This is a genomic window from Pseudomonas sp. KCJK9058 (assembly GCF_046230975.1).
In the GTDB taxonomy this organism is placed as follows: domain Bacteria; phylum Pseudomonadota; class Gammaproteobacteria; order Pseudomonadales; family Pseudomonadaceae; genus Aquipseudomonas; species Aquipseudomonas alloputida.
In genome coordinates this window covers 16,318-39,967 of record NZ_JBJJLR010000048.1, presented here as the reverse complement: position 1 = coordinate 39,967, position 23,650 = coordinate 16,318, and the positions used below count along the sequence as shown (strand labels likewise).

The following is a 23,650-nucleotide window of genomic DNA, read 5'->3' as shown; positions in this document are numbered from 1 at the left end:
AGCAGCGCACCGCCGAGCCCCAGCAAGGCAATGGTGATCATCCCCAGCATGGCCGAAACCAACCCCTTGCTCTGCTCACTGGAGAACAGCGTCATGCGGTACAGCACCGCATTGGCCACGCCCAACCCCAGCGCATACAGCGACATGCCAGCCACCACACTGGTCACACTCGGCCAGTACCAGGTCGCCAGCACCATCAGGCACAGGCCCGCCAGGTATGGCCAGAGCGCACCACGCACCAGGGCTGGCAGCGGGTAGCGATCGGCAATGCGGTTGATGATCAGGTTACCGAGGATCAGCCCGCCAAAGACCGGCAACTGCCACAAGGCATACTCCAGGGTACTCAATCCCTCATCGTGAATCAGCAGCACCGGCGACAGGCCAATCCAGCCAATCAGCGGCAAGCCGACCAACCCAAGGGCGGCGCTGCCTGCAACGAAGCGGCGGTTGCCCAGCAGTTGGCCATAGCCCGCCAACAGTGGCAGCAGGTGAATCGGCGTGAACGCCAGCCGCGAGCCGTCACGGCGCTCCACGCCCAGGGTTTCCGGCATCAGCCGGTACAACAGCAGCCAGGCCAGCACCGCGCCGATGGCGAACGCCACGAACAGCCAGCGCCAGTCCAGCCATTGCAGCAGCAAGGTGCCCACCAGCGGCCCGAGCAGGGGCGACAGCAAGGCGATGTTGGCCAACAGGGCCATCATGCGTACGGCATCAGCCTCGCTGAAAGCCTCGTTCAGGGCTGGGTAGCTGACGGTGACCACAAAGCCCAGGCCAATGCCCTGCAACAGACGCAACAGGTTGAACAGGCCGATGTCCTGGACCCAGAAGGTAGCCAGGCAGGCCAGGCCAAAGAATGCGCAGCCGACCAGCAGCAAAGGGCGCCGTCCATAACGGTCGGCCAACGGGCCGATCAGCCATTGCAGTACCACGCCCCCCAGCAGGTACAGGTTGAGGGCATGGGGTATGTATTCGGGGCTGGCGTCGAGGTCGATGACCACGACCGGCATGGCCGGCATGACCGCGTCGCTGGCCAGGTAGGTCAGCAGTTCGAACAGGGCCAGGGTCAGGCCGAACAGCAAGGCACGCAGAGGGGTGATATACAGCAGTGGTTTCATGATGGCGTATCGGGTGTGGCGGGCGGGGTCACGCTATATGCCAGAAATGGCTGGAAATTGCTGTGAGCAAGTGTAATCAGGGTCGGAAAAAGCTGGGGCCGCTTTGCGCCCCTTCGCGGGCAAGCCCGCTCCTACACAGAACACGCATGTCCTCGTAGGGGCGGGCTTGCCCGCGAAGGGGCGCAAAGCGGCCCCAGCTTTAACGCGGTATTACTGCGTTGCAGTCTCCTGCACCACGCGAATAACCCGCTGCGGAAACGGAATGTCGATCCCTTCGGCTTTCAACCGGTCACGCGCATACTCGTTGAGCATGAACATCACATCCCAGTAATCGGAGGTCTTGGTCCACAAGCGCAGCGATACGGTGATCGAGCTGTCGCCCAGCGTCGACACGACCGCCTGCGGTGCAGGGTCTTGCAGAACACGCGGGTCCTTTGCCAGCTCCAGCAGCACATTGCGGGCCTTCTGCAGGTCGGCCTCGTAGTCAACGCCCACATCGAACACCACCTTGCGCGTCGGCTGGCGGTTGGTGTTGGTAATGATGCCGTTGGACAGGCTGCCATTGGGCATGATGACCGTCTTGTTGTCACCGGTGCGCAGCACGGTGTGGAAGATCTGGATACTGTCGACGGTGCCGGAAACGCCCTGCGCCTCGATCCAGTCACCGATACGGAACGGGCGGAACATCAGGATCAGCACACCACCGGCGAAGTTCGCCAGGCTGCCCTGCAAGGCAAGGCCGATGGCCAGGCCTGCGGCACCGATGGCGGCGACGAACGAGGTGGTCTCGATGCCGATCATCGAAGCCACGCTGACCAACAGCAGCACCTTCAGCACGATGTTCGCCAGGGTGCTGATGAAGCCCTGCAGCGCCAGGTCAGCGTTGCGCAGGCCAACCAGCTTGCCGAGGCGGGCGCTGACCTTGTTGATGATCCACCAGCCAACCGCCAAGGTCAGCAGTGCCAGCAGCACACGGCTGCCGTATTCCATGATCAAAGGAATCCACGTCTGGGATTGGCGGACGAGCTGGTCGACCTCAGCGTTCAAATCCATATTCATCTCCTGATGCCGAGCGGCAAGTACACGGTAGAACAGGCCGCGCGTGTTATTACGCAACCCCGGCCCCCATGGACATCATTTGGCCATCGGGGTTCCGGGCCACCCCCACATCAGTCGCGGAAGTTGTTGAACTGCAGCGGCATGTCGAATTCCTTGGTGCGCAGCAGGGCAATGGCTTCCTGCAGATCGTCACGTTTCTTGCCGGTTACCCGTACCTGCTCACCCTGGATGGCGGCCTGTACTTTCAGCTTGCCATCCTTGATGGTGGCAACGATCTTTTTTGCCAGGTCCTTGTCGATGCCTTCGCGGAACTTGGCTTCCTGTTTCTTTTCCTTGCCGGAGGCGTAGGGGTCCTTGGTTTCCAGGCACTTCACGTCGATCTTGCGCTTGACCAGTGCAAGGCGCAGGATCTCCAGCATCGCCTCGAGCTGGAACTCTTCCTCAGCAGTGAGCATCACGGTCTGCTCTTTGTCCTTGAACTCGAAGGTGCCTTTGCCCTTGAGGTCGTAGCGGCGGTCCAGTTCCTTGATGGCGTTGTCGACCGCGTTCTGCACTTCGTGCTTGTCCAGTTCCGATACCACGTCGAACGAAGGCATGGTTGTTCTCCCAAAATAAAAGCGCGCTCAGGCTGAAGATGGAGCGCGCTGGGTTTGAAGGTTAAAATGCGGGCTCATTATAACGGGTTGCGAAACGCATATGAGCAGCACCTGGCATATTCTCGGCGCCGGTAGCCTTGGCAGTCTGTGGGCCTGCCGGCTGGCACGCTCCGGCAAGGCTGTGCGCCTGATCCTGCGTGACGGACGACGGCTGCAGGCCTATCAGCAGGCCGGTGGCCTGACCCTGGTCGAGCAGGACCAAACCCGGCGCTACGCCATACCGGCCGAAACGGCGCAAGCGCAAGGCCCGATCCACCGGCTGCTGGTGGCCTGCAAGGCCTATGACGCTGCCCCGGCGATTGCCGGTCTAGCACCTCGGCTGGCCGAGAGCGCCGAAGTGCTGCTGTTGCAGAATGGCCTGGGCAGCCAGGATGAAGTCGCCGACCTGGTGCCGCACGCTCGCTGCATCTTCGCCTCCAGCACCGAAGGCGCCTTCCGCGAGGGGGACTGGCAAGTGCGTTTTGCCGGCCATGGCTTCAACTGGCTAGGCGACCCACGAAGCCCCCTGCTCCCCGCCTGGTTCGATGACCTGCACGAGGCCGGTATCCCCGCTGAGTGGACAGTAGACATACTGACCCGCCTGTGGCGCAAGTTGGCGCTCAATTGCGCCATCAACCCGCTGACCGTGCTTCACGATTGCCAGAATGGCGGGCTGCTGGGGCACCTGGGTGAATTGCAAGCCCTGTGCGTCGAACTGGCCCGACTGCTGCGCCGTTGCGGCCAGCCGCAAGCAGCCGAGGGGCTGGACGAAGAAGTTCAGCGGGTAATCCTCGCCACCGCAGCCAACTACTCTTCCATGTACCAGGACGTGCATGCAGGACGGCGCACCGAGTTGCACTACCTGCTCGGCCATGCTTGCCGCGCTGCGGGCCGTCATGGCCTGCAACTGCCGCAGCTGGAACACCTGCTGCAGCGCTTGGTCGAAAACCTGCGCGTGCGTGGCTTGCCTTGCGACTGACGCGGCCCTTCCACCGGATACGGACATTACCTTGCCCATGACCTTGCGCCAACGCCTGGAAAACCTCCCGGTCGGGCAGAAGCTGCTGGCGGCCCTGCTGGTTTTGCTGGTGACCATCTTGCTGATGGCCAACCTCACCTTCATCAGCGCCGCCTACTGGATCACCCAGGAAAGCATGGCGCCGCAGGCTATGCACACCATCGGCCGGCTGGTGGCCAATCCACAGCTTGCAGCCCGCGCCGGCGACACACCGGACACGGCCCGTGCCCTGCTCAAGGAACTGGACAGTTACACACCGCTTCGCGCCGCCGCCATCTACGGTGGCGATGGCCGAATGCTGGCGCAGTTGCAACATGGCGAGCCGCTGGCGCTGCCCAAGCGTTTTCGCAACATCGACGGCTGGCGCCTGATGGAGTTTCGCAGCACTCAGTTGATCCGCATCCCCCGCGATGCCAACCCACCGGCACATTTGCTGCTGGTAGCCAGCAGCGAACTGCCCACGGCCTTCTACACCGGCACACTCAGCGCCAGCCTGGGCATCCTGGTGTTCAGTGTCCTGCTATGGATCGTCATCGCCCGGCAGATCAAACGCCTGATCACCCAGCCGATCAACCAGCTTGAGGAGCTCAGCCGCCAGGTTACCCGCGAAGAGAGCTACGCCTTGCGTGCCCAGCGCGGCAATGATGATGAAATCGGCAGCCTGGCCGAGGCCTTCAACACCATGCTGTCGCGCATCGAGGCCCGCGAGCAGCAGCTTAAGAGCGCCCGCGACGAGTTCCAGAGTGCCTACGACCAGGCTCAGGGCCTTGCCGAAGAAACCCGCCACACCAACCGCAAGCTGGAACTGGAAGTACAGGTACGCAGCAAGATCGAGAAAAAGCTCACCGGTTTCCAGAACTACCTCAACAGCATCATCGACTCAATGCCCTCGGCACTGATCGCCCTCGACGAACAGCTCTACGTGACCCAATGGAACCACGAAGCCACGGTGCTTTCCGGCACGCCACTGGACGAGGCACTTAACCAGCCGGTGTTCATTGCGTTCGAGCCGCTGAAGCCGTTCCTCCCGCAACTGAAGGAAACCGTGGAAAAACATCGAGTGGCGAAGATCGAGCGGGTAACCTGGCCCAAGGGCGACGACCTGCGCCACTACGCCCTGACCTTCTACCCACTGACGGGCGGCGGCGGGCGCGGCGTGGTCATTCGTATCGACGACATCACCCAGCGTCTGTCGTTGGAAGAGATGATGGTGCAGTCAGAAAAAATGCTCTCGGTCGGGGGGCTGGCTGCCGGCATGGCGCACGAAATCAACAACCCGCTGGGCGCTATCCTGCACAACGTGCAGAACATTCGCCGACGCCTGTCGTCCGACCTGCCGCGCAACCAGGAACAGGCCGAAGAGCTGGGCATCGACCTGGCCACGATCAACCGCTACCTGGACAGCCGCGAGGTGCCGCAACTGCTCGACGGCATTCAGCAGGCCGGTGCCCGGGCGGCGAAGATCGTCACCCACATGCTCAGCTTCAGCCGCCGCAGCAACCGCCAGCTGGTGCCATGCGAGCTGCCGGCACTGATCGATCAGGCGCTTGAAATTGCCGGCAATGACTTCGATCTGGCCATTGGCTTCGACTTCAAGGGGCAAGCCATCGTGCGCCAGTTCGACCCCGACCTGGGGCCGGTGCCATGCACCGCCAACGAGCTGGAACAAGTACTGCTCAACTTGCTGAAGAACGCAGCCCAGGCCATCCACCAACGCCCGCAACCCAGCGAGCCCGGACGCATCACACTGCGCACCCGGCTAAACCCGCCATGGGCGGAAATCCAGGTCGAAGACAACGGCGTCGGCATGCCCGAGGCGGTGCGCAAGCGCACCTTCGAGCCCTTCTTCACCACCAAGGAAATCGGCCAGGGTACCGGGCTGGGCCTGTCGGTCTCTTACTTCATCATCACCAACAACCACAAGGGGCAGATGGAAGTGCAATCCACGCCAGGCCAAGGCACCTGCTTTACCCTACGCCTGCCCCTCACCCAGCCGGCAGCGGCGGTGCCGGCCAGAACGGAGCAATGACATGGGCTACCGCCTTTCGAAGATCTATACCCGCACCGGCGACAAAGGCGAAACCGGCCTGGGCGACGGCCGTCGGGTGCCCAAGGACCACCCGCGGATCGAAGCGATTGGCGAGGTGGACAGCCTGAACAGCCAGTTGGGGTTGCTGCTGGCGGGGCTCGCCGAGCACGGGCTGAATGAAGTGACCACGGTGCTGGCGCCGTGTCAGCACCGCTTGTTCGACCTGGGTGGCGAGCTGGCGATGCCCAGTTACCAGGCATTGACCCTGGCGGAAGTGGAACGCCTGGAGGCGGCCATCGATGTGTGGAACGAAGAGCTGGGGCCGCTGAAAAACTTCATTCTGCCCAGTGGTTCGGCGCTGGTGGCGCAGGCGCACGTGTGCCGCAGTCTGGCGCGCAGTGCAGAGCGCCGGTGCCAGCAGTTGAATGCCATGGAGCCGCTGGAAGGCGTTGGTTTGGCGTATATCAACCGGCTTTCCGATCTATTGTTCGTGGCGGCGCGGATCATCGGGCGGCGCCAGGGGGTGGCTGAGGTTTTGTGGCAGCCCGCCGAGAAACCCAAAAGCTGATACTTCTGGGGCTGCTTTGCAGCCCATTCGCGGGCTTGCCCGCTCCCACAGGTTTCGAGCAGGCTTGAAGCGTGTGAGTTTCCTGTGGGAGCGGGCAAGCCCGCGAATGGGCCCCGCAGCGGCCCCTGTTACAAGGGACTCAAACCTCGGGCCAGAACGCCCGGATCCCGGCTACACCCTGTGCCCCGGCTTCCCAGGCATGCTCGCGCTCACCCTGCCCTACCCCACCCAGCAGGTAAACCGGCTTGTTGAACCCGGCAATCAACCGCTGCGCCTCATCCCATCCCAACGGCACCGCCTCTGGGTGAGTCTGGGTCGCCTGCACTGGCGACAGGGTGACAAAGTCCACGCCCATCTGCTCAGCCAGCGCCAGCTCTTCGGCACTGTGGCAGGATGCCGCCAACCAGCGCTCCTTGGGGAACGGCCGGCCCCTGGCGGCGTACTTGCGCAGCTGCGCGGCCGTCAGGTGCCAACCGGCCGCCGGGAAATCACCCAGCCATTCCAGTGGCCCTTTAAGCATCAGCTGCGCCTTGCCCGCACACAGCCCGACCGCATCCACCGCCACGTCGCGGTACTTGGGGTCGTACATGTCCGGGGCACGCAACTGGATCAGGCGAATACCATTGGCCACCGCCTTCTGGATGCCCTTGAGCATTTGCGGCACTTCCAGGCCGTCCGGGGTGATCAGGTACTGGTCCGGCAGGCGCGCAGCGGCGACGATCGGCTTGTTGGCCTCGGGGAATTCGTACTGCGGCAAATCGCGCGGGGCAACCCACTCCAGCGGCTGGCCTTCGGCACCATGGGGTTCGCCAGTGAACGCTTCGACCTCGCGCACGTCCAGCAGCACCTGCTTGTCTGGGTAGTCATGGCTGACCTTGATCAGCGCACGCGAATGGCTTACCTCGATGCCCAGCTCCTCGCGCAACTCGCGGGCAAGCGCCGCCTCGACGCTTTCGCCTTCTTCCACCTTGCCACCGGGGAACTCCCACAAGCCGCCCTGGTGCTGGGTATCGGCACGACGTGCGATCAGAATACGGCCATCAGCGCCGCGAATCACGGCAGCTACTACATGAATCCGTTTCACGCTTCACGCTCCTCCAGGCCTGCCTGTTGCCATGCCTGGAAGGCTGGCCATTGATAAATGGTCTCGATGTAGGCTGCCGCCTCGGCGGGGACTTCTACGCGGTAGGTGCGCAGGCGCACGGCCACCGGGGCAAAGAAGGCATCGGCCAGACTTGCCTTGCCGAACAGGAACGGGCCGCTGTCCTTGGCCACCAGACGGCATTCGGACCACAGCGCAACGATACGGTCGATGTCGATTTGCACGTCCAGCGGCACGCTGTCCAGCGCCTGGTCGCGCGACAAGTCGAACGGCATGGCGCCGCGCAGGGCAAAGAAGCCGCTATGCATCTGCGCACAGGCCGAACGGGCCTGGGCACGCGCCGCCACATCGGCAGGCCACAGCTGGGCTTCGGGGTGGCGTTCGTTGAGGTATTCGGCAATGGCCAGCGAGTCAGCGATCACACCGTGCTCGCTCTTGAGCAGCGGCACCTTGCCGGTGGAGGAGAAAGCGAGGATGCGCTGGCGGGTATCAGGCTGGTTCAGCTTGATCAGGGTTTCTTCGTAGGGCACGCCAGCCAGCTCGAGGGCCAGGGCGCCACGCAGCGACCAGGAGGAGTACAGCTTGTCGCCGATGATCAGGTGATAGCTCATGGTTCGGCTCCATCAGGTTTGTCTTGCAAAACCCGCAGGCCGCTGCGCGGCCTTTCGCGGGCAAGCCCGCTCCCACAGGGACCGCACCGCTCCCGCAGGCATTGCAACACCTGTGGGAGCGGGCGTGCCCGCGAAGAGGCCTTCGGATCAGTAGATCAGGTACGGTACTCGGCGTTGATCTTCACGTACTCGTGGGACAGGTCGGTCGTCCAGATGGTTTCGCTGCACTGGCCACGGCCCAGTTCGATTCGGATGGTGATCTCTTCCTGGGCCATCACTGCCGAACCCTGCGCTTCGGTATAGCTCGGGCTGCGGCCGCCTTTGCTCGCAATGCAAACGCTGTCCAGGTAAACATCGATCAGGCTCACATCCAGCTCCGGTACACCGGCACGGCCTACGGCAGCGAGGATACGGCCCCAGTTCGGGTCGGAAGCGAACAGCGCGGTCTTGATCAGCGGCGAGTGGGCCACGGCGTAGCCGACGTCCAGGCACTCCTGGTGGTTGCCACCACCGTTGACCTGCACGGTCACGAACTTGGTCGCGCCTTCGCCGTCACGGACGATGGCCTGGGCCACTTCCATGCACACTTCGAACACGGCCTTTTTCAGCGCTTCGAAGAGCGCGCCGCTGGCTTCGGTCACTTCCGGCAAGTCGGCCTTGCCGGTAGCGATCAGCATGCAGCAATCGTTGGTCGAGGTGTCACCATCGATCGTGATGCGGTTGAACGACTTGTTGGCGCCGTCCAGCATCAGGTCCTTGAGGACGCTTGGCGCCACTTTGGCGTCGGTGGCGATGTAGCCCAGCATGGTCGCCATGTTCGGGCGGATCATGCCTGCACCCTTGCTGATACCGGTAACGGTGACGGTCACGCCATCGTGCTGGAACTGGCGGCTGGCCCCCTTGGGCAGGGTGTCGGTGGTCATGATGCCGGTAGCGGCCTCAGCCCAGTTGTTTTCCGACAGGTTGTCGAGGGCGGCCTGCAGCGCGCCTTCGATCTTTTCGACCGGCAGCGGCTCGCCAATCACGCCGGTGGAAAACGGCAGTACCGACTCGGCCGGTACACCAGCCAGTTCGGCCAACTTGGCGCAGGTGCGCTCGGCGGCGGCCAGGCCTGGCGCGCCGGTGCCGGCGTTGGCGTTACCCGTGTTGGTCAGCAGGTAGCGCACGGTGCCCTGTACACGCTGCTTGGACAGGATCACCGGCGCGGCGCAGAAGGCGTTGAGGGTGAACACGCCAGCCACGCTGGAGCCTTCGGCACAGCGCATGACCACCACATCCTTGCGCCCCGGGCGCTTGATACCGGCAGAAGCGATACCGAGTTCAAAACCCGGAACCGGGTGCAGGGTGGGCAAAGGACCAAGACCAACAGCCATTAGAGCGCTCCTAGAAAAAACGATGATGTCGAAAAAGGGGCCGCTTCGCGCCCCATCGCGACACAAGGCCGCCCCCACAAGGATCGCGCCCGTTCATGGACGAGCGCGGTACCTGTGGGAGCGGCCTTGTGTCGCGAAAGGGCCGCAAAGCGGCCCCAGGCTTGTACAACGTAAGGTTCAGATCACTCGATCTGACCATGGCAATGCTTGAACTTCTTGCCCGAACCACACCAGCACGGCTCGTTGCGGCCCAGCTTCTGGTCATTGCGTACTGGCGCCGAGGCTACCGCTACTTCGGCACCCTCCTCGCTCAGTTGCTCACTTTCCAGGCCCGGTGCAGCGGCGTGCTGGAATTGCATGCGACTCGCCAGCTCTTCGGCTTCGCGGCGCAGGCGGGCTTCTTCTTCGGCCGGGTCTTCGCGGCGAACCTGTACGTGCGACAGCACGCGGATGGTGTCGCGCTTGATCGACTCCAACAGCTCCTGGAACAGGCTGAACGACTCGCGCTTGTACTCCTGCTTCGGGTTCTTCTGCGCATAACCACGCAGGTGAATACCGTGACGCAGGTGGTCCATGGTCGACAGGTGGTCTTTCCACAGGTCGTCCAGTACGCGCAGCAGAATCTGCTTCTCGAAGGTTCGCAGGGCGTCGAGACCGGCCTGGTCTTCCTTCTCGGTGTAGGCAGTGGTGATCTCGTTCAGCAGCTTCTCGCGCAAGGTCTCTTCGTAGAGGTGATCGTCCTCGTCGAGCCATTGCTGAATCGGCAACTTGATGGCGAAATCGCTGGCCAGCGAAGCCTCCAGGCCGGCTACGTCCCACTGCTCTGGCAGCGACTGCGGCGGAATGTGCTGGCTGATGGTAGCGTCCAGTACTTCCTTGCGGAATTCGACGATGGTGTCGCCAATGTTCTCGGCGGCCAGCAGGCTGTTGCGCATGTGGTAGATCACCTTGCGCTGCTCGTTGGCGACGTCGTCATATTCGAGCAATTGCTTACGAATGTCGAAGTTGCGGCCTTCGACCTTGCGCTGGGCTTTCTCGATAGCGTTGGTGACCATGCGGTGCTCGATGGCCTCGCCCGACTGCATGCCCAGTGCCTTCATGAAGTTCTTCACCCGGTCAGAGGCGAAGATGCGCATCAGGCTGTCTTCCAGCGACAGGTAGAAGCGGCTGGAACCCGGGTCGCCCTGACGACCGGAGCGGCCACGCAGCTGGTTGTCGATACGGCGCGATTCGTGACGCTCGGAAGCGATTACATGCAGGCCACCCGTCTCGATCACTTGCTGGTGACGCTTCTGCCAGTCGGCCTTGATCTGGGCGATCTGCTCGGCTGTCGGGTTTTCCAGGGCAGCCACTTCGGCTTCCCAGTTACCGCCCAGCAGGATGTCGGTACCACGGCCAGCCATGTTGGTGGCGATGGTCAGTGCACCTGGCGCGCCTGCTTGCGCGATGATCTCGGCTTCCTTCTCGTGATACTTGGCGTTGAGCACCTTGTGGTCGATCCCTTCCTTTTTCAGGAGGTTGGACATGTGCTCGGAAGTTTCAATGGTCGCGGTACCTACCAGCACCGGACGGCCCAGCTTCATGCTTTCCTTGATGTCGGCGATGATCGCAGCATATTTCTCGTCAGCGGTCAGGTACACCAGGTCGTTGTAGTCCTTACGCGCCAGTGGCTTGTTCGGCGGAATGACCATCACGTTCAGGCCGTAGATCGACTGGAACTCGAATGCTTCGGTGTCGGCGGTACCGGTCATGCCGGACAGCTTGGTGTACAGGCGGAAGTAGTTCTGGAAGGTGGTCGAAGCCAGAGTCTGGCTCTCGGCCTGGATGTTCAGGTTCTCTTTGGCTTCGATGGCCTGGTGCAGGCCCTCGGACAGGCGACGGCCCGGCATGGTACGGCCGGTGTGTTCGTCGATCAGCAGAACCTGACCGTCCTGGACGATGTACTCGACGTTGCGGTGGAACAGCTTGTGTGCACGAAGACCGGCGTAGACGTGTGTCAGCAAGCCCAGGTTGTGCGCGGAGTACAGGCTCTCGCCCTCAGCCAGCAGGCCCGCCTGGGCCAGCATCTCTTCGATGAACTGGTGACCGGCTTCATTCAGCTCCACCTGGCGACTCTTCTCGTCGATGGTGAAGTGGCCTTCCTGGGTGACCTGGCCTTCGACCTCTTCGATGTGCTGGGTGAGGCGCGGGATCAGGCGGTTGATCTCGATGTACAGCTTGGAGCTGTCCTCGGCCTGACCGGAAATGATCAGCGGGGTACGCGCTTCGTCGATGAGGATGGAGTCGACTTCGTCGATCACGGCGAAGTTCAGTTCACGCTGGAACTTCTCGTCCTGGCTGAACGCCATGTTGTCGCGCAGGTAGTCGAACCCGAATTCGTTGTTGGTGCCGTAGGTGATGTCGGCTGCATAGGCGGCGCGCTTTTCTTCCGGCGGCTGGAAGGCCGAGACGATACCGACCGACAGACCGAGGAACTCGTACAGCGGGCGCATCCAGTTGGCGTCACGGCGCGCCAGGTAGTCGTTGACGGTGACCACATGCACGCCCTTGCCGGACAATGCGTTGAGGTAGACGGCCAGGGTACCGACCAAGGTCTTGCCTTCACCGGTGCGCATTTCTGCGATCATACCCTCGTGCAGGGTCATGCCGCCGATCAACTGCACATCGAAATGGCGCATGCCCATTACACGCTTGCCGGCCTCACGGGCCACGGCGAAGGCTTCGGGCAGCAATTGGTCCAGTGTCTCGCCTTTGGCCAGGCGTTCCTTGAACTCTGCAGTCTTGCCCCGCAGTTGCTCGTCGGAGAGGGCCACCATCTTCTCTTCGAAGGCATTGACGATACTCACCGTCTTGAGCATGCGTTTCACTTCACGCTCGTTCTTGCTTCCAAAAAGTTTTTTTAACAAAGGCGCAAACATATCGGCAGGATCTTCCACACGTAGGGATGGAGGGCGGCCCCATGAGTCGCCCGTGCAGCCCATAGGCCGCATGCGAACGAGCATTCTACCCGGAAACGATGGTGAGGAAAGTGGTGGATTTCCACGATGCTGATACAGCGTTTTGGCAGGGGCCTGTTTTAGATAGGGGCATTTTCACTGAGTTCAAGGCTTGGCAACATGAAAGCTATCGAGAACCAGTCTTGTCTTTGGCTGCCTGTGCCCACGTCACCTCACGCGTACCCCCATGGCCTACAAACCCTCCCCCGCCCAGCCACCTTCCGCCCTGCTGCGCCAGGTGCGCCCGCTGCGCCTGCTGCTGAACCAGGCCGAGCGCCTGGAGCACTTGCAGCGCCTGCTGGAAAGCCAGTTGCAACCGGCTGCCCGCGAGCACTGCCATGTGGCGTCCTGGCGCGATGGTACTTTGTTGCTGGTGGTTACCGACGGCCATTGGGCAACCCGCCTGCGCTACCAGCAGAAGCGCTTGTTGGCGGCCCTGCAGGCCATGGAAGCATTCGGCAACCTAAGGCGCATCCTGTACAAGGTACAGCCGCCGCTGGTACCGGCCAAGCGTGGCGGGCATGCGGCCGAGCTTTCGAACAGCGCGGCCGAGAGCCTGCGCGACACCGCCGAGGGCATTACCGACCCCAAACTGCGTGCCGCACTGGAACGGTTGGCCGCCCACGCCCAGGGCAAGCCATAAAAAAGGCCACCCGAAGGTGGCCTTAATGAACTAGAGAGTGTTCGAACTTACACGGCCGCAACAGGGCGCATGTACGAGATCGGTGCCGTGCTGGCATCTTCGAAAGTGACCACTTCCCAGGCATCGGTTTCAGCAATCAGCTTGCGCAACAGCTGGTTGTTCAGCGCGTGGCCGGACTTGAAGCCCTTGAACTCGCCGATCAGGCTGTTGCCCAGCAGGTACAGATCGCCGATGGCGTCGAGGATCTTGTGCTTGACGAATTCGTCTTCGTAACGAAGGCCGTCTTCGTTGAGCACGCCGTCTTCATCGACCACGATGGCGTTCTCGACACTGCCACCCAACGCAAGGTTGTGCTTGCGCAGGTACTCAATGTCACGCATGAAGCCAAAAGTACGCGCGCGGCTGACTTCCTTCACGAACGACGTGCTGGAAAAGTCGACGCTGGCACTCTGGGTCCGGTTGCGAAGCACCGGGTGATCGAAATCGATCTCGAAGCTCACCTTGAAACCTTCGAAAGGCAGGAACGTGGCGCGCTTGTCGCCCTCTTCCACGGTTACCTCACGCAGGATGCGGATGAACTTCTTGGCTGCGTCCTGTTCTTCCAGGCCGGCAGACTGAATCAGGAATACAAAAGGACCGGCGCTGCCATCCATGATCGGCACTTCCGAGGCGGAGAGCTCGACGTAGGCGTTATCGATGCCCAGGCCCGCCATGGCGGAGAGCAGGTGCTCGACCGTATCGACCTTGACGTCACCGTTGACCAACGTCGTCGACATGGTTGTCTCGCCGACGTTGGCCGCACGCGCAGGGATCTCGACCACAGGGTCGAGGTCGGCGCGGCGGAAGACGATGCCGGTGTCAACAGGTGCAGGCTTGAGGGTCAGGTAAACCTTCTCCCCGGAGTGCAGACCGACACCTGTGGCACGGATGGTATTCTTCAGGGTGCGTTGTTTAATCATGGCATTGGCCGCTTCAGCGCAAATTGCGAACAGGTATCAACAAAGGCTGGGGATGATAACAGACCCAACCTTTGATGAATACCAATCACCTTTATACCCCTGATAAATTCCATTAATCAGCCTGACGACGCAGGAATGCCGGGATATCGAGGTAGTCCAGGTCATCCTGAGGGTTCAGTTTAGCGGCTGCGGCAGCACCTGCATGCGCCTGGTTGCGCATGACGGTCGGGCGCTCCAGGTCACGGTAGTTGACCGCTGGCTGCTCTTGGCGCACCGGCGCAGGATTGGACGCTTCGTACGCCTGCTGGGCAGTCTGCAGGGTATTGTCGACCACCTTCACAGGCTTCTCGATGCGTGCGCCCAGACCAGTGGCCACCACGGTCACGTGCAGTTCGTCACGCATGTCCGGGTCGATCACGGTGCCGACCTTGACCATCGCGTGGTCGGAGGCGAAGGCTTCGATGATGCTACCCACGTCGGAGTACTCACCCAGCGACAGGTCCGGGCCTGCGGTGATGTTCACCAGGATACCGCGGGCGCCCTGCAGGTTGACGTCTTCCAGCAGCGGGTTACGGATAGCTGCCTCGGTGGCTTCACGTGCACGGTTCGGGCCGCTGGCGCAGCCAGTACCCATCATGGCCATGCCCATTTCACCCATCACGGTGCGCACGTCGGCGAAGTCGACGTTGATCATGCCTGGGCGCTTGATGATGTCGGAGATACCGCGTACGGCACCGGCCAGTACATCGTCAGCCTTGGCGAAGGCAGACAGCAGGCTGGCATCCTTGCCCAGGATGGTCAGCAGCTTCTCGTTGGGGATGGTGATCAACGAGTCGACGCTTTCAGCCAGCATGCGGATGCCTTCATCGGCGATCTGCATGCGCTTGCGGCCTTCGAACGGGAACGGACGGGTCACCACTGCAACGGTGAGGATACCCATTTCCTTGGCCACTTCGGCAATGATTGGCGCTGCGCCGGTACCGGTGCCGCCACCCATGCCGGTGGTGATGAACACCATGTTGGTGCCCTGCAGCACTTCAGCGATGCGCTCACGGTCTTCCAGCGCGGCCTGACGGCCGACTTCCGGATTGGCACCGGCACCCAGGCCCTTGGTCACACCCGTGCCCAATTGCAGGATGGTGCGCGCGCCAATGTTTTTCAGCGCCTGGGCATCGGTGTTGGCGCAGATGAATTCCACGCCTTCGATGCTGCTCTTGACCATGTGATTGACGGCGTTGCCGCCACCACCACCAACGCCGATCACTTTGATGACCGGACTTTGCGGGACGTTGTCTACGAGCTCGAACATTTTCCCTCTCCTTACAGTTCTCTAGTTGTTGCGCCTACCACTACTGCTTTGAAACTTAGAAGTTGCCCTGGACCCACTTCTTGAAGCGTTCAAGCACTGGGGCCTTCGGTTCATCGCCATAGCTGTTGCTGCTGCTGTTGCTGTTACCGGTCAGGGCCAAATCCTCGGACTGCTTCAGCAGGCCGTAGGTGAGCAAGCCCACACCGGTGGAATAGATCGGGTTGCGCACCACGTCGCTCAGCCCCCGAACGCTGTGCGGCACGCCCAGGCGTACCGGCATGTGGAAGATTTCCTCGGCCAGTTCCACGGCGCCTTCCATCTTCGCGGTGCCGCCAGTGAGGACGATGCCGGCGGGCACCAGGTCTTCGTAGCCGCTGCGGCGCAGTTCGGCCTGGATCAGGGTAAAGAGCTCGTCGTAACGTGGCTCCACCACCTCGGCCAGGGCCTGGCGCGACAGCTCGCGCGGTGGGCGATCGCCCACGCTCGGCACCTTGATGGTCTCGCCAGCGCCAGCCAGTTTGGCCAAGGCACAGGCGTAGCGGATCTTGATTTCTTCGGCGTACTGGGTCGGGGTCCGCAGGGCCATGGCAATGTCGTTGGTCACCTGGTCGCCGGCAATCGGGATGACCGCCGTGTGGCGGATGGCGCCCTCGGTGAAGATGGCGATGTCGGTGGTGCCGCCACCGATGTCTACCAGGCACACGCCCAGTTCTTTTTCATCATCGGTCAGCACCGAGTAGGCCGAAGCCAGCTGTTCGAGGATGATGTCGTCGATTTCCAGGCCGCAGCGGCGCACACACTTCTCGATGTTCTGGGCGGCGTTGACGGCGCAAGTGACCACGTGAACCTTGGCTTCCAGACGCACGCCAGACATGCCCAGCGGCTCGCGCACGCCTTCCTGGTTGTCGATCACATAGTCCTGCGGCAAGGTGTGCAGCACGCGCTGGTCGGCCGGAATCGCCACGGCCTGGGCGGCGTCGAGTACGCGCTCCAGGTCGGCCAGGCTGACCTCGCGGTCACGGATGGCAACGATGCCGTGGGAGTTCAGGCTGCGGATGTGATTACCGGCCACACCGACGAACGCCGAGTGGATACGGCAGCCGGCCATCAGCTGCGCCTCTTCCACGGCGCGCTGGATCGACTGCACGGTGGACTCGATGTTCACCACCACGCCTTTTTTCAGGCCACGGGACGGATGGGTGCCGATCCCGACGATTTCCAGGGTGCCGTCTTCGCCCACTTCGCCCACCAGCGCCACCACCTTGGAGGTGCCAATGTCCAGCCCGACGATCATTTTGCCGCTATGCGCGTTTGCCATGGTCCTGCCTCTCTCTAATTCTTCGCAACGGCGGGTTGGGCCGTCGTCGGTGCAATCGGTTCCCGCCAACCAACGGCAAGTCCGTTGGAATAACGCAGATCAATGCGGGCGATAGTGGTGATCTGGTCTTTGAGTGTCTTGTCGTAAATGGCAATGAAACGGCGCATCTTCTCCACCAGATGATCGCGCCCCAGCAGCAACTCGATGCCTGGCCCGGCACTGCTCGCACCAGTGGTCAGGAACCAGCTGCCTCGCTCGCGCAGCTCCAGGCGAGCGATGGAAAAGCCCAAGGGGCGCAGCATCTGGCTCAATACCTGATACTGCTGCATGACTTGTTGCTGAGCACGCTGCGGCCCGGCCAGCTGCGGCAGGTGCTCATAGTTGGCCAGCTCGCGCGGGGTGAAAGCCTGACCCTGGTTGTTGAGCAGGGCTGCGTCCCCCCAGCGTGCCACCGGCAGCTGCTCTTCAAGGCGGATCACCACCTCGTCGGGCCACACCCGGCGCACTTCGGCGTGGGCGATCCACGGCATCTGCTCGAGCTCGGCCCGCATCGCCGGCAGGTCGACGCTGAAGAAGCTCGCCGCCACGTAGGGCGCGATACGCTGCTGCACCGATTGCTGACTGATGTAGCTGAGGTCGCCCTGCACATCGATCTTGGTGATCGGGCGGTCGGCGTACGGCATCAGGCGAATGGCGCCCTCGTAGGCACCAAAGCCGGCCGCCACCAGCAACACCGGCCACAGCAAGCGCTTAAGGCCGCCCAGGCTTGGCCGGGGCAGGCGCGCCGATACGGGCTCGTCGGCCACCAGCCGGCTGGCACCACGCGGCACCGGCTTGCTACGGCCGGTAACGGGTTGCTGCTGACGTATCATCGCGCCTTGCATGGTTATTAACCTCGCGTCGCCACGCTTTCGGCCAGGATTGCCAGCACCAGTTGCTGGAAGTCCAGGCCAGCCGCGCGGGCCGCCATGGGCACCAGGCTATGATCTGTCATGCCTGGTGCGGTGTTGACTTCGAGCAGCCAGAACTGGCCCTGCTCGTCCTGCATCACGTCCAACCGCCCCCAGCCTTCGATGCCAATGGCATCGCAGGCGCGCGCGGTCAGGTCGATCAGTTCCTGTTCCTTGACGCTATCCAGCCCGCACGGGATGCGGTACTGGGTATCGTTGGCGATGTACTTGGCGTCGTAGTCGTAGAACACGTGCGGCGTACCCAGGGCGATCGGCGGCAGCACCTGGCCGCGCAGTACCGCGATGGTGAACTCCGGACCGTGGATCCACTGCTCCACCAGTACCTGGGAATCGTATTTGGCGGCGTCCTGCCAGGCGGCGACCAGTTCCTGGGCGCTGTTCACCTTGGCCATGCCGATGCTAGAGCCTTCATGGGCGGGTTTGACGATAAGCGGGAAGCCCAGTTCCGTACCGGCCTGCAAACAATCGCTTTCGCTCGCCAGCACCGCGTGGCGTGGCGTGGGAATGCCCAGACTCTGCCACACCTGCTTGGTGCGCAGCTTGTCCATCGCCAGCGCCGAAGCCAGGATGCCGCTGCCGGTGTAGGGGATGCCCAGGCACTCCAGCAAACCCTGCATGCTCCCGTCTTCACCGCCACGGCCGTGGAGGATGATGAAGGCGCGGTCAATCTTCTCGCTCTGCAGGCGTGCGAGCAGGTCGTCACCGACGTCGATGCCAACCACGTCGACGCCGGCAGTGCTCAGCGCATCGATCACTGCGGCGCCAGATTTCAGCGACACCTCACGCTCGGCGCTCTTGCCACCGTACAGCACGGCGACGCGGCCGAACGCCTTGACGTCCAGGGTCGACTGCAGCTTGTCGTAGGCGCTGGTCATTTCGACTTCTCCTGCTTGGCGCCTGCGAACAGCGGGCTTTTCATCAACTGCGGGGCCAGGCCGCCGACATCACCGGCACCCTGACAGATCAAAATGTCGCCAGCGCGCAGCAGTGGCTTGACCAGCGGTGCCAGCTCGACGCCGCGCTCGATGTAGATCGGGTCCAGCTTGCCGCGCTGGCGGATGCTGTGGCACAGCTGACGGCTGTCGGCACCGGGGATCGGCTCTTCGCCGGCCGGGTAGACCTCCATCAGCAGCAGCACGTTGGCATCGCCCAGCACCTGGACGAAATCGTCGTACAGGTCGCGGGTGCGGCTGTAGCGGTGCGGCTGGTAGACGATCACCAGGCGGCGGCTTGGCCAGCCACCGCGCACAGCCTTGATCACCGCCGCCACTTCGGTGGGGTGATGACCGTAGTCGTCGACCAGCATCACACTGCCGCCTTCGACCGGCAGCTCGCCGTATACCTGGAAGCGACGACCGACACCCTGGAAGCCGGACAGGCCCTGGACGATGGCCTCGTCAGTAATGCCTTCGTCAGTGGCGATGGCGATGGTCGCCAGGGCGTTGAGCACGTTGTGGTTGCCGGGCATGTTCACCGAAACCTCCAACGGCTCGCGATCACGGCGCAGCACGGTGAAGTGGGTCTGCATGCCCTGCTGACGCACATTGATGGCGCGGATGTCGGCCTCTTCGCTGAAGCCGTAGGTCACGGTAGGACGCTTGACCTGCGGCAGGATCTCGCGAACCACCGGGTCGTCCAGGCACATCACCGCCAGCCCATAGAACGGCAGGTTGTGCAGGAACTCGACGAAGGTTTTCTTCAGCTTGTTGAAGTCACCTTCGTAGGTCGCCATGTGGTCGGCGTCGATGTTGGTGACAACCGCGACCATCGGCTGCAGGTGCAGGAAGCTGGCATCGCTTTCGTCTGCTTCAGCGATCAGGTAGCGGCTGGTGCCCAGCTGCGCATTGGTACCGGCAGCGGTAAGACGGCCACCGATAACGAAGGTTGGGTCCAGGCCACCGGCGGCGAACACTGAAGCCAGCAGGCTGGTCGTGGTGGTCTTGCCGTGAGTACCGGCAACGGCCACGCCATGGCGGTAACGCATCAGCTCGGCGAGCATCTCGGCACGCGGCACAACCGGAATGCGCCGCTCCAGTGCGGTGGCAACTTCCGGGTTGGCCGGGTTGATGGCGCTGGACACCACCAACACATCGGCGGTGGCAGCGTTCTCGGCGCGGTGGCCGACGAAGATCTCAGCGCCAAAGGACTCCAGGCGCTCGGTCACCGGCGAGGCTTTAAGGTCCGAACCGGACACTTCATAGCCCAGGTTCAGCAACACTTCGGCAATACCGCACATGCCCACGCCGCCGATGCCGACGAAGTGAATGCGGCGAATACGGCCCATCTTCGGCTGGGGCATGGCTTTCTGGCTCTCAACCATGGGCCACCTCCAGGCAGATATCGACCACGGTGCTGGTTGCAGCAGGTTTGGCCAGGCGCCGTGCGGTGCCAGCCATGACGTTGAGTTTCTCGGGTTGCATCAGCACCTCGTTCAGGCGTTCAGCGAGTTGCGCTGCGCCAGTTGTCGCTTGTGGCATCAGGAAGGCAGCGCCTTCGCGGGCCAGATATTGGGCGTTGTGGGTCTGGTGATCGTCGATCGCGTGGGGCAAAGGCACCAGCATCGAAGGCAGGCCTGCTGCCGCCAGTTCGCTGACAGTCAGGGCACCGGCTCGGCACACCACCAGGTCGGCCCAGCCATAAGCTTGAGCCATGTCGTTGATGAAGGGCTCTACCTGAGCCTCGACGCCCACCTCGTGATAACGCTCGGCGGTGATCGGTGCGTGCTGCTTGCCTGCCTGGTGGAACACCTCTGGCCGCAGCGCCGCGGGCACTTCAGACAGGGCCTTAGGCAACAATTTGTTCAATGGTTCCGCACCCAGGCTGCCACCTAGCACCAACAGGCGTGCGCGGCGCTCGCCCAAGGGCACGCGTTGCGCGTCCATGAAGAGTTCCGGGCGCACCGGGTTGCCGGTGGTGCGACGCTTGTCGCTGGCCTCGAAGGTGTTCGGGAAAGCTTCGCAGACCCGCGCCGAGAGTGGCACCAGCAACCGATTGGCGGTACCGGCCCTGGCGTTCTGCTCATGGATCACCAGTGGCACGCCGCACAGCCGCGCGGCCACGCCGCCGGGGCCGGTCACATAGCCGCCAAAGCCCAAGACACATACGGGCTTGAGCTGGCGAATGATGCGCCGTGCCTGCAGCACGGCCTTGACCAACGTGAAAGGCGCCTTGAGCAACGACAGCTTGCCCTTGCCGCGCAAGCCGCTGACCTGAATCAGGTGCAATGGCAAGCCTGCCTGTGGCACCAACTCGTTCTCGATGCCACGCGGGGTGCCCAACCAGTGCACGCTGTAATCGCGCTTCTGGAACTCACGGGCGCAGGCCAGCGCCGGGAATACGTGCCCCCCGGTGCCGCCGGCCATGATCAATACATTTTTGCCTTCAGCGGCCATGACTGGTCTCCTCGGCAAAATCGCTTTCGCTGAATTCGTGCTCCTCACTGCCCAGATGCGTGCGGCTCTCCCACTCGATGCGCAGCAACAGGCCTACGCAGGCGCAGCAGATCACCAGCGAGCTCCCCCCGTAACTGAGAAACGGCAGGGTCAGGCCCTTGGTCGGCAGCAGGCCGACGTTCACACCGATGTTGATCAGGAACTGGCCAATCCACAGGAAAGCCAGGCCGAACGCCATGTAGGCGGCAAAGAACTGTTTGGCCTTCTCGGCCCACAGGCCGATGTACAGGGCGCGCACGGTGACGAACACGAACAGCGCGACGGTCAGCAGCGAGCCAACCACGCCCAGTTCTTCCGCCAGGACCGAGAACACGAAGTCGGTGTGCGCTTCAGGCAGGTAGAACTGCTTCTGCACGCTGTTGCCCAGGCCAACGCCCAGCCACTCGCCACGGCCGAAGGCGATCAGTGCCTGGGTCAGCTGGTAGCCGGAGCCGAACTGATCGGCCCAGGGGTCAGTGAACGTAATAAGGCGCGCCATCCGGTAGGGCTGCGCCTGAACCAGAACAAATACCGCCAGCACCGCCAGCACCACCATCAGGCTGAAGCGGAACAGCCCCACCCCTCCCAAAAACAACATGGCCGCCGCCGCGCCCATCATCACCACCGTGGCGCCAAAGTCCGGTTCCATCAGCAGCAAGGCGGCCATGGGCAGCAGTACGATGAACGGCTTGAAGAAGCCCATCCAGGTTTCGCGTACCTCGGTCTGTCGGCGTACCAGGTAGCCGGCCAGGTAGATGACCACGAACACCTTGGCGATTTCCGAAGGCTGCACGTTGAAGAAGCTGAAACCGATCCAGCGCATGGAGCCGTTAACCTCACGGCCGATACCCGGCACCAGGACCAGTACCAGCAGGCCGAAGGCGCCAAGCAGCATCATGAAGCCCATGCGCTGCCAGGTGGCGATCGGCACCAGCATGGTTGCACCACAGGCCACCAGGCCAAGGAACACGTACACCAGATGGCGGAACATGTGATACAGCGGGTTGCCGGACTGTACAGCAGCCACTTCCGAAGAGGCCGAAGTGATCATCACCAGGCCCAGACCCAGCAAGGCCAGGCAACCGGCGAGCATCGGGAAGTCCAGGTCGACGCCACGGCCGCTGATCAGCGGCGACGGGTAGGGTTTGAAGATGCCGAAGATCATGCAAGACCTCCCGCTGCCTGGGCGAACAGACGCCCCCGTTCCTCGAAGTTCTTGAACATGTCGAGGCTGGCGCATGCTGGCGACAGCAGCACGGCATCGCCGGCCTGGGCCAGCTCGGCACACTGCTGTACGGCATCGTCAAGCGTCTTGACCCGAACCAGTGGCACGGCATCGCCCAAGGCCTCGGCCAGGCGCTCGGCATCACGGCCGAGCAATACCACGGCGCGGCAGAAACGCTTGACCGGCTCGCGCAGCGCAGTGAATTCAGCACCTTTGCCGTCACCACCGGCGATCAGCACCAACTTGCCTTCGATATCGGCGCCCAGGCCTTCGATGGCGGCCAGGGCAGCACCGACGTTGGTGGCCTTGGAATCGTCGTACCAGTTCACGCCATTACGCTCGCGTACCCACTGGCACCGGTGGGCCAGGCCACCGAACTCGCGCAGGGCCGCGAGCATGGGCTCGAACGGCAGGCCGGCAGCATGCCCCAGGGCCAGCGCCGCCAGGGCGTTGCTCTGGTTGTGAGCACCGCGAACCTTCAGTTCACGCGCCGGCATCAGCGTCTGGAACTCGAACGCCAGGTATTTTTCACCGTCCACTTCACGCAGGCCAAACGCTTTGAAGTCGGGCGAGTTGAGGCCGAAGGTCCAGCATGGTCGGCCTTCCACCGGCAGCGGCCGGCTCAGGGCGTCCTGGCGGTTGACCACCACCTGGCGGGCACCGCGGAAAATCCGGTGCTTGGCCAGGTGGTAGGCCGGAAGGCCGCTATAGCGGTCCATGTGGTCTTCGCTGATGTTCAGAACAGTCGCCACTTCGGCGTTGAGCTGGTCAGTGGTTTCCAGCTGGAAGCTGGAAAGCTCCAGCACGTACAGCTCGATGTCATCGGCCAGCAGGTCGAGCGCCGGGGTACCGAGGTTACCGCCCACGGCCACTCGCTTGCCGGCCTTGGCGGCCATTTCACCGACCAGCGTCGTGACGGTGCTCTTGGCGTTGGAACCGCTGATGGCAATGATCGGCGCCTTGGCATGGCGAGCAAACAGCTCTATGTCGCCAGACAGCTTCACGCCACGCGCGGCCGCCTGCTGCAAGGCCGGCGTGGCCAAGGCCAGACCGGGGCTCACGTACAACTCGTTGGCGCGGCACAGGAAGTCCACGTCCAGTTCACCACAGCGCACTTCCACCTGCGGGTAATCACGACGCAGGGTTTCCAGTTCCGGCGGTTGCTCGCGGGTATCGGCGACCGCAAAGGCAATGCCCCGGCTCGCCAGGAAGCGAACCAGGGACATGCCGCTCTTGCCGAGGCCGACAACGATGCGGAATTGGTCGGAAGCGATCAAAGACACGCTCA

Annotated in this window: 20 protein-coding genes; 4 read left to right on the top strand and 16 right to left on the bottom strand. The window is 62.8% G+C overall.

From position 1 onward, the window contains the following. From ACK59Z_RS21355 to ACK59Z_RS21345, 3 genes are all read right to left on the bottom strand, one after another. Positions 1-1,115, bottom strand: a 1,115-nt coding sequence (locus ACK59Z_RS21355) for an MFS transporter (RefSeq protein WP_409293642.1), incomplete at its 3' end; no start/stop codon positions are given. 210 nt (positions 1,116-1,325) lie between these two features. Beyond that, the gene (locus tag ACK59Z_RS21350) at positions 1,326-2,168 is read right to left on the bottom strand and encodes a mechanosensitive ion channel family protein (RefSeq protein ID WP_004575128.1); all 843 of its coding nucleotides are present in this window, start codon (positions 2,166-2,168) and stop codon (positions 1,326-1,328) included. Between the two features lie 116 nt (positions 2,169-2,284). Next, positions 2,285-2,770, bottom strand: coding sequence for a YajQ family cyclic di-GMP-binding protein (locus tag ACK59Z_RS21345; RefSeq protein WP_003251890.1), 486 nt, complete (start codon positions 2,768-2,770; stop codon positions 2,285-2,287). A 100-nt stretch (positions 2,771-2,870) separates the two neighbouring features. On the opposite strand from ACK59Z_RS21345, the gene ACK59Z_RS21340 reads away from it, so the two are divergent. The 3 genes from ACK59Z_RS21340 to ACK59Z_RS21330 are packed head-to-tail and all read left to right on the top strand — an operon-like array spanning position 2,871 to position 6,424. Then, positions 2,871-3,788, top strand: a complete 918-nt coding sequence (locus ACK59Z_RS21340; protein WP_108190977.1) for a putative 2-dehydropantoate 2-reductase — start codon at positions 2,871-2,873, stop codon at positions 3,786-3,788. A 37-nt stretch (positions 3,789-3,825) separates the two neighbouring features. After that, entirely contained in the window at positions 3,826-5,856 is a 2,031-nt protein-coding gene (locus ACK59Z_RS21335; RefSeq protein ID WP_012053647.1) for an ATP-binding protein, read from the top strand. A gap of 1 nt (position 5,857) precedes the next feature. Beyond that, entirely contained in the window at positions 5,858-6,424 is a 567-nt protein-coding gene (locus tag ACK59Z_RS21330) for a cob(I)yrinic acid a,c-diamide adenosyltransferase (RefSeq protein ID WP_108190978.1), read from the top strand. A gap of 139 nt (positions 6,425-6,563) precedes the next feature. On the opposite strand, the gene ACK59Z_RS21325 is transcribed toward ACK59Z_RS21330, so the two are convergent. From ACK59Z_RS21325 to secA, 4 genes are all read right to left on the bottom strand, one after another. Further along, complete coding sequence (locus ACK59Z_RS21325; RefSeq protein ID WP_108190979.1) at positions 6,564-7,508, bottom strand: Nudix family hydrolase; 945 nt, start codon at positions 7,506-7,508, stop codon at positions 6,564-6,566. Continuing rightward, positions 7,505-8,137: a glutathione S-transferase family protein gene (locus ACK59Z_RS21320; protein ID WP_003251882.1), complete on the bottom strand. Its 633-nt coding sequence runs from the start codon at positions 8,135-8,137 to the stop codon at positions 7,505-7,507. The genes ACK59Z_RS21325 and ACK59Z_RS21320 overlap by 4 nt, the downstream gene beginning before the upstream one ends. A gap of 155 nt (positions 8,138-8,292) precedes the next feature. Further along, complete coding sequence (gene argJ, locus ACK59Z_RS21315; protein ID WP_003251879.1) at positions 8,293-9,510, bottom strand: bifunctional glutamate N-acetyltransferase/amino-acid acetyltransferase ArgJ; 1,218 nt, start codon at positions 9,508-9,510, stop codon at positions 8,293-8,295. 182 nt (positions 9,511-9,692) lie between these two features. Continuing rightward, positions 9,693-12,428 (bottom strand): preprotein translocase subunit SecA, encoded by a 2,736-nt coding sequence (secA, locus tag ACK59Z_RS21310; protein ID WP_003251877.1) that lies wholly within the window; start codon positions 12,426-12,428, stop codon positions 9,693-9,695. Positions 12,429-12,693: 265 nt separating this feature from the next. Between secA and ACK59Z_RS21305 the strand changes: the two genes are divergently transcribed. Continuing rightward, positions 12,694-13,149 carry a DUF721 domain-containing protein gene (locus tag ACK59Z_RS21305; RefSeq protein WP_003251875.1) on the top strand — a complete coding sequence of 152 codons (456 nt, stop codon included), beginning with the start codon at positions 12,694-12,696 and terminating at the stop codon, positions 13,147-13,149. A 47-nt stretch (positions 13,150-13,196) separates the two neighbouring features. On the opposite strand, the gene lpxC is transcribed toward ACK59Z_RS21305, so the two are convergent. The 9 genes from lpxC to murD all read right to left on the bottom strand — a co-directional run bounded on the left by lpxC (position 13,197) and on the right by murD (position 23,645). Further along, positions 13,197-14,108: a UDP-3-O-acyl-N-acetylglucosamine deacetylase gene (gene lpxC / locus ACK59Z_RS21300; RefSeq protein WP_003251873.1), complete on the bottom strand. Its 912-nt coding sequence runs from the start codon at positions 14,106-14,108 to the stop codon at positions 13,197-13,199. A gap of 112 nt (positions 14,109-14,220) precedes the next feature. Then, entirely contained in the window at positions 14,221-15,417 is a 1,197-nt protein-coding gene (ftsZ, locus tag ACK59Z_RS21295; protein WP_003251871.1) for a cell division protein FtsZ, read from the bottom strand. Positions 15,418-15,472: 55 nt separating this feature from the next. Beyond that, on the bottom strand, positions 15,473-16,735 hold the full coding sequence (gene ftsA / locus ACK59Z_RS21290) for a cell division protein FtsA (protein ID WP_003251867.1): 1,263 nt from the start codon (positions 16,733-16,735) through the stop codon (positions 15,473-15,475). 14 nt (positions 16,736-16,749) lie between these two features. Next, positions 16,750-17,619: a cell division protein FtsQ/DivIB gene (locus ACK59Z_RS21285; RefSeq protein ID WP_003251865.1), complete on the bottom strand. Its 870-nt coding sequence runs from the start codon at positions 17,617-17,619 to the stop codon at positions 16,750-16,752. Positions 17,620-17,624: 5 nt separating this feature from the next. Further along, positions 17,625-18,581, bottom strand: coding sequence for a D-alanine--D-alanine ligase (locus ACK59Z_RS21280; RefSeq protein WP_108190980.1), 957 nt, complete (start codon positions 18,579-18,581; stop codon positions 17,625-17,627). Beyond that, the gene (murC, locus tag ACK59Z_RS21275; RefSeq protein WP_003251860.1) at positions 18,578-20,026 is read right to left on the bottom strand and encodes a UDP-N-acetylmuramate--L-alanine ligase; all 1,449 of its coding nucleotides are present in this window, start codon (positions 20,024-20,026) and stop codon (positions 18,578-18,580) included. Before murC ends, ACK59Z_RS21280 begins: the two co-directional genes overlap by 4 nt. Beyond that, positions 20,019-21,098 (bottom strand): undecaprenyldiphospho-muramoylpentapeptide beta-N-acetylglucosaminyltransferase, encoded by a 1,080-nt coding sequence (gene murG / locus ACK59Z_RS21270; protein ID WP_108190981.1) that lies wholly within the window; start codon positions 21,096-21,098, stop codon positions 20,019-20,021. The genes murC and murG overlap by 8 nt, the downstream gene beginning before the upstream one ends. Beyond that, positions 21,088-22,302: a putative lipid II flippase FtsW gene (gene ftsW / locus ACK59Z_RS21265; protein ID WP_003251856.1), complete on the bottom strand. Its 1,215-nt coding sequence runs from the start codon at positions 22,300-22,302 to the stop codon at positions 21,088-21,090. The genes murG and ftsW overlap by 11 nt, the downstream gene beginning before the upstream one ends. Beyond that, positions 22,299-23,645 (bottom strand): UDP-N-acetylmuramoyl-L-alanine--D-glutamate ligase, encoded by a 1,347-nt coding sequence (gene murD / locus ACK59Z_RS21260; RefSeq protein ID WP_003251854.1) that lies wholly within the window; start codon positions 23,643-23,645, stop codon positions 22,299-22,301. The genes ftsW and murD overlap by 4 nt, the downstream gene beginning before the upstream one ends. Positions 23,646-23,650: the final 5 nt, after the last annotated feature.

Excerpts from the sequence above, each read along its gene's own strand:
- ACK59Z_RS21350 (WP_004575128.1), bottom strand. The coding sequence starts at position 2,168 with ATGGATTTGAACGCTGAGGTCGACCAGCTCGTCCGCCAATCCCAGACG.
- ACK59Z_RS21345 (WP_003251890.1), bottom strand. The coding sequence starts at position 2,770 with ATGCCTTCGTTCGACGTGGTATCGGAACTGGACAAGCACGAAGTGCAG.
- ACK59Z_RS21340 (WP_108190977.1), top strand. The coding sequence starts at position 2,871 with ATGAGCAGCACCTGGCATATTCTCGGCGCCGGTAGCCTTGGCAGTCTG.
- ACK59Z_RS21335 (WP_012053647.1), top strand. The coding sequence starts at position 3,826 with ATGACCTTGCGCCAACGCCTGGAAAACCTCCCGGTCGGGCAGAAGCTG.
- ACK59Z_RS21330 (WP_108190978.1), top strand. The coding sequence starts at position 5,858 with ATGGGCTACCGCCTTTCGAAGATCTATACCCGCACCGGCGACAAAGGC.
- ACK59Z_RS21320 (WP_003251882.1), bottom strand. The coding sequence starts at position 8,137 with ATGAGCTATCACCTGATCATCGGCGACAAGCTGTACTCCTCCTGGTCG.
- argJ (WP_003251879.1), bottom strand. The coding sequence starts at position 9,510 with ATGGCTGTTGGTCTTGGTCCTTTGCCCACCCTGCACCCGGTTCCGGGT.
- secA (WP_003251877.1), bottom strand. The coding sequence starts at position 12,428 with ATGTTTGCGCCTTTGTTAAAAAAACTTTTTGGAAGCAAGAACGAGCGT.
- ACK59Z_RS21305 (WP_003251875.1), top strand. The coding sequence starts at position 12,694 with ATGGCCTACAAACCCTCCCCCGCCCAGCCACCTTCCGCCCTGCTGCGC.
- lpxC (WP_003251873.1), bottom strand. The coding sequence starts at position 14,108 with ATGATTAAACAACGCACCCTGAAGAATACCATCCGTGCCACAGGTGTC.
- ftsZ (WP_003251871.1), bottom strand. The coding sequence starts at position 15,417 with ATGTTCGAGCTCGTAGACAACGTCCCGCAAAGTCCGGTCATCAAAGTG.
- ftsA (WP_003251867.1), bottom strand. The coding sequence starts at position 16,735 with ATGGCAAACGCGCATAGCGGCAAAATGATCGTCGGGCTGGACATTGGC.
- ACK59Z_RS21285 (WP_003251865.1), bottom strand. The coding sequence starts at position 17,619 with ATGCAAGGCGCGATGATACGTCAGCAGCAACCCGTTACCGGCCGTAGC.
- ACK59Z_RS21280 (WP_108190980.1), bottom strand. The coding sequence starts at position 18,581 with ATGACCAGCGCCTACGACAAGCTGCAGTCGACCCTGGACGTCAAGGCG.
- murC (WP_003251860.1), bottom strand. The coding sequence starts at position 20,026 with ATGGTTGAGAGCCAGAAAGCCATGCCCCAGCCGAAGATGGGCCGTATT.
- murG (WP_108190981.1), bottom strand. The coding sequence starts at position 21,098 with ATGGCCGCTGAAGGCAAAAATGTATTGATCATGGCCGGCGGCACCGGG.
- ftsW (WP_003251856.1), bottom strand. The coding sequence starts at position 22,302 with ATGATCTTCGGCATCTTCAAACCCTACCCGTCGCCGCTGATCAGCGGC.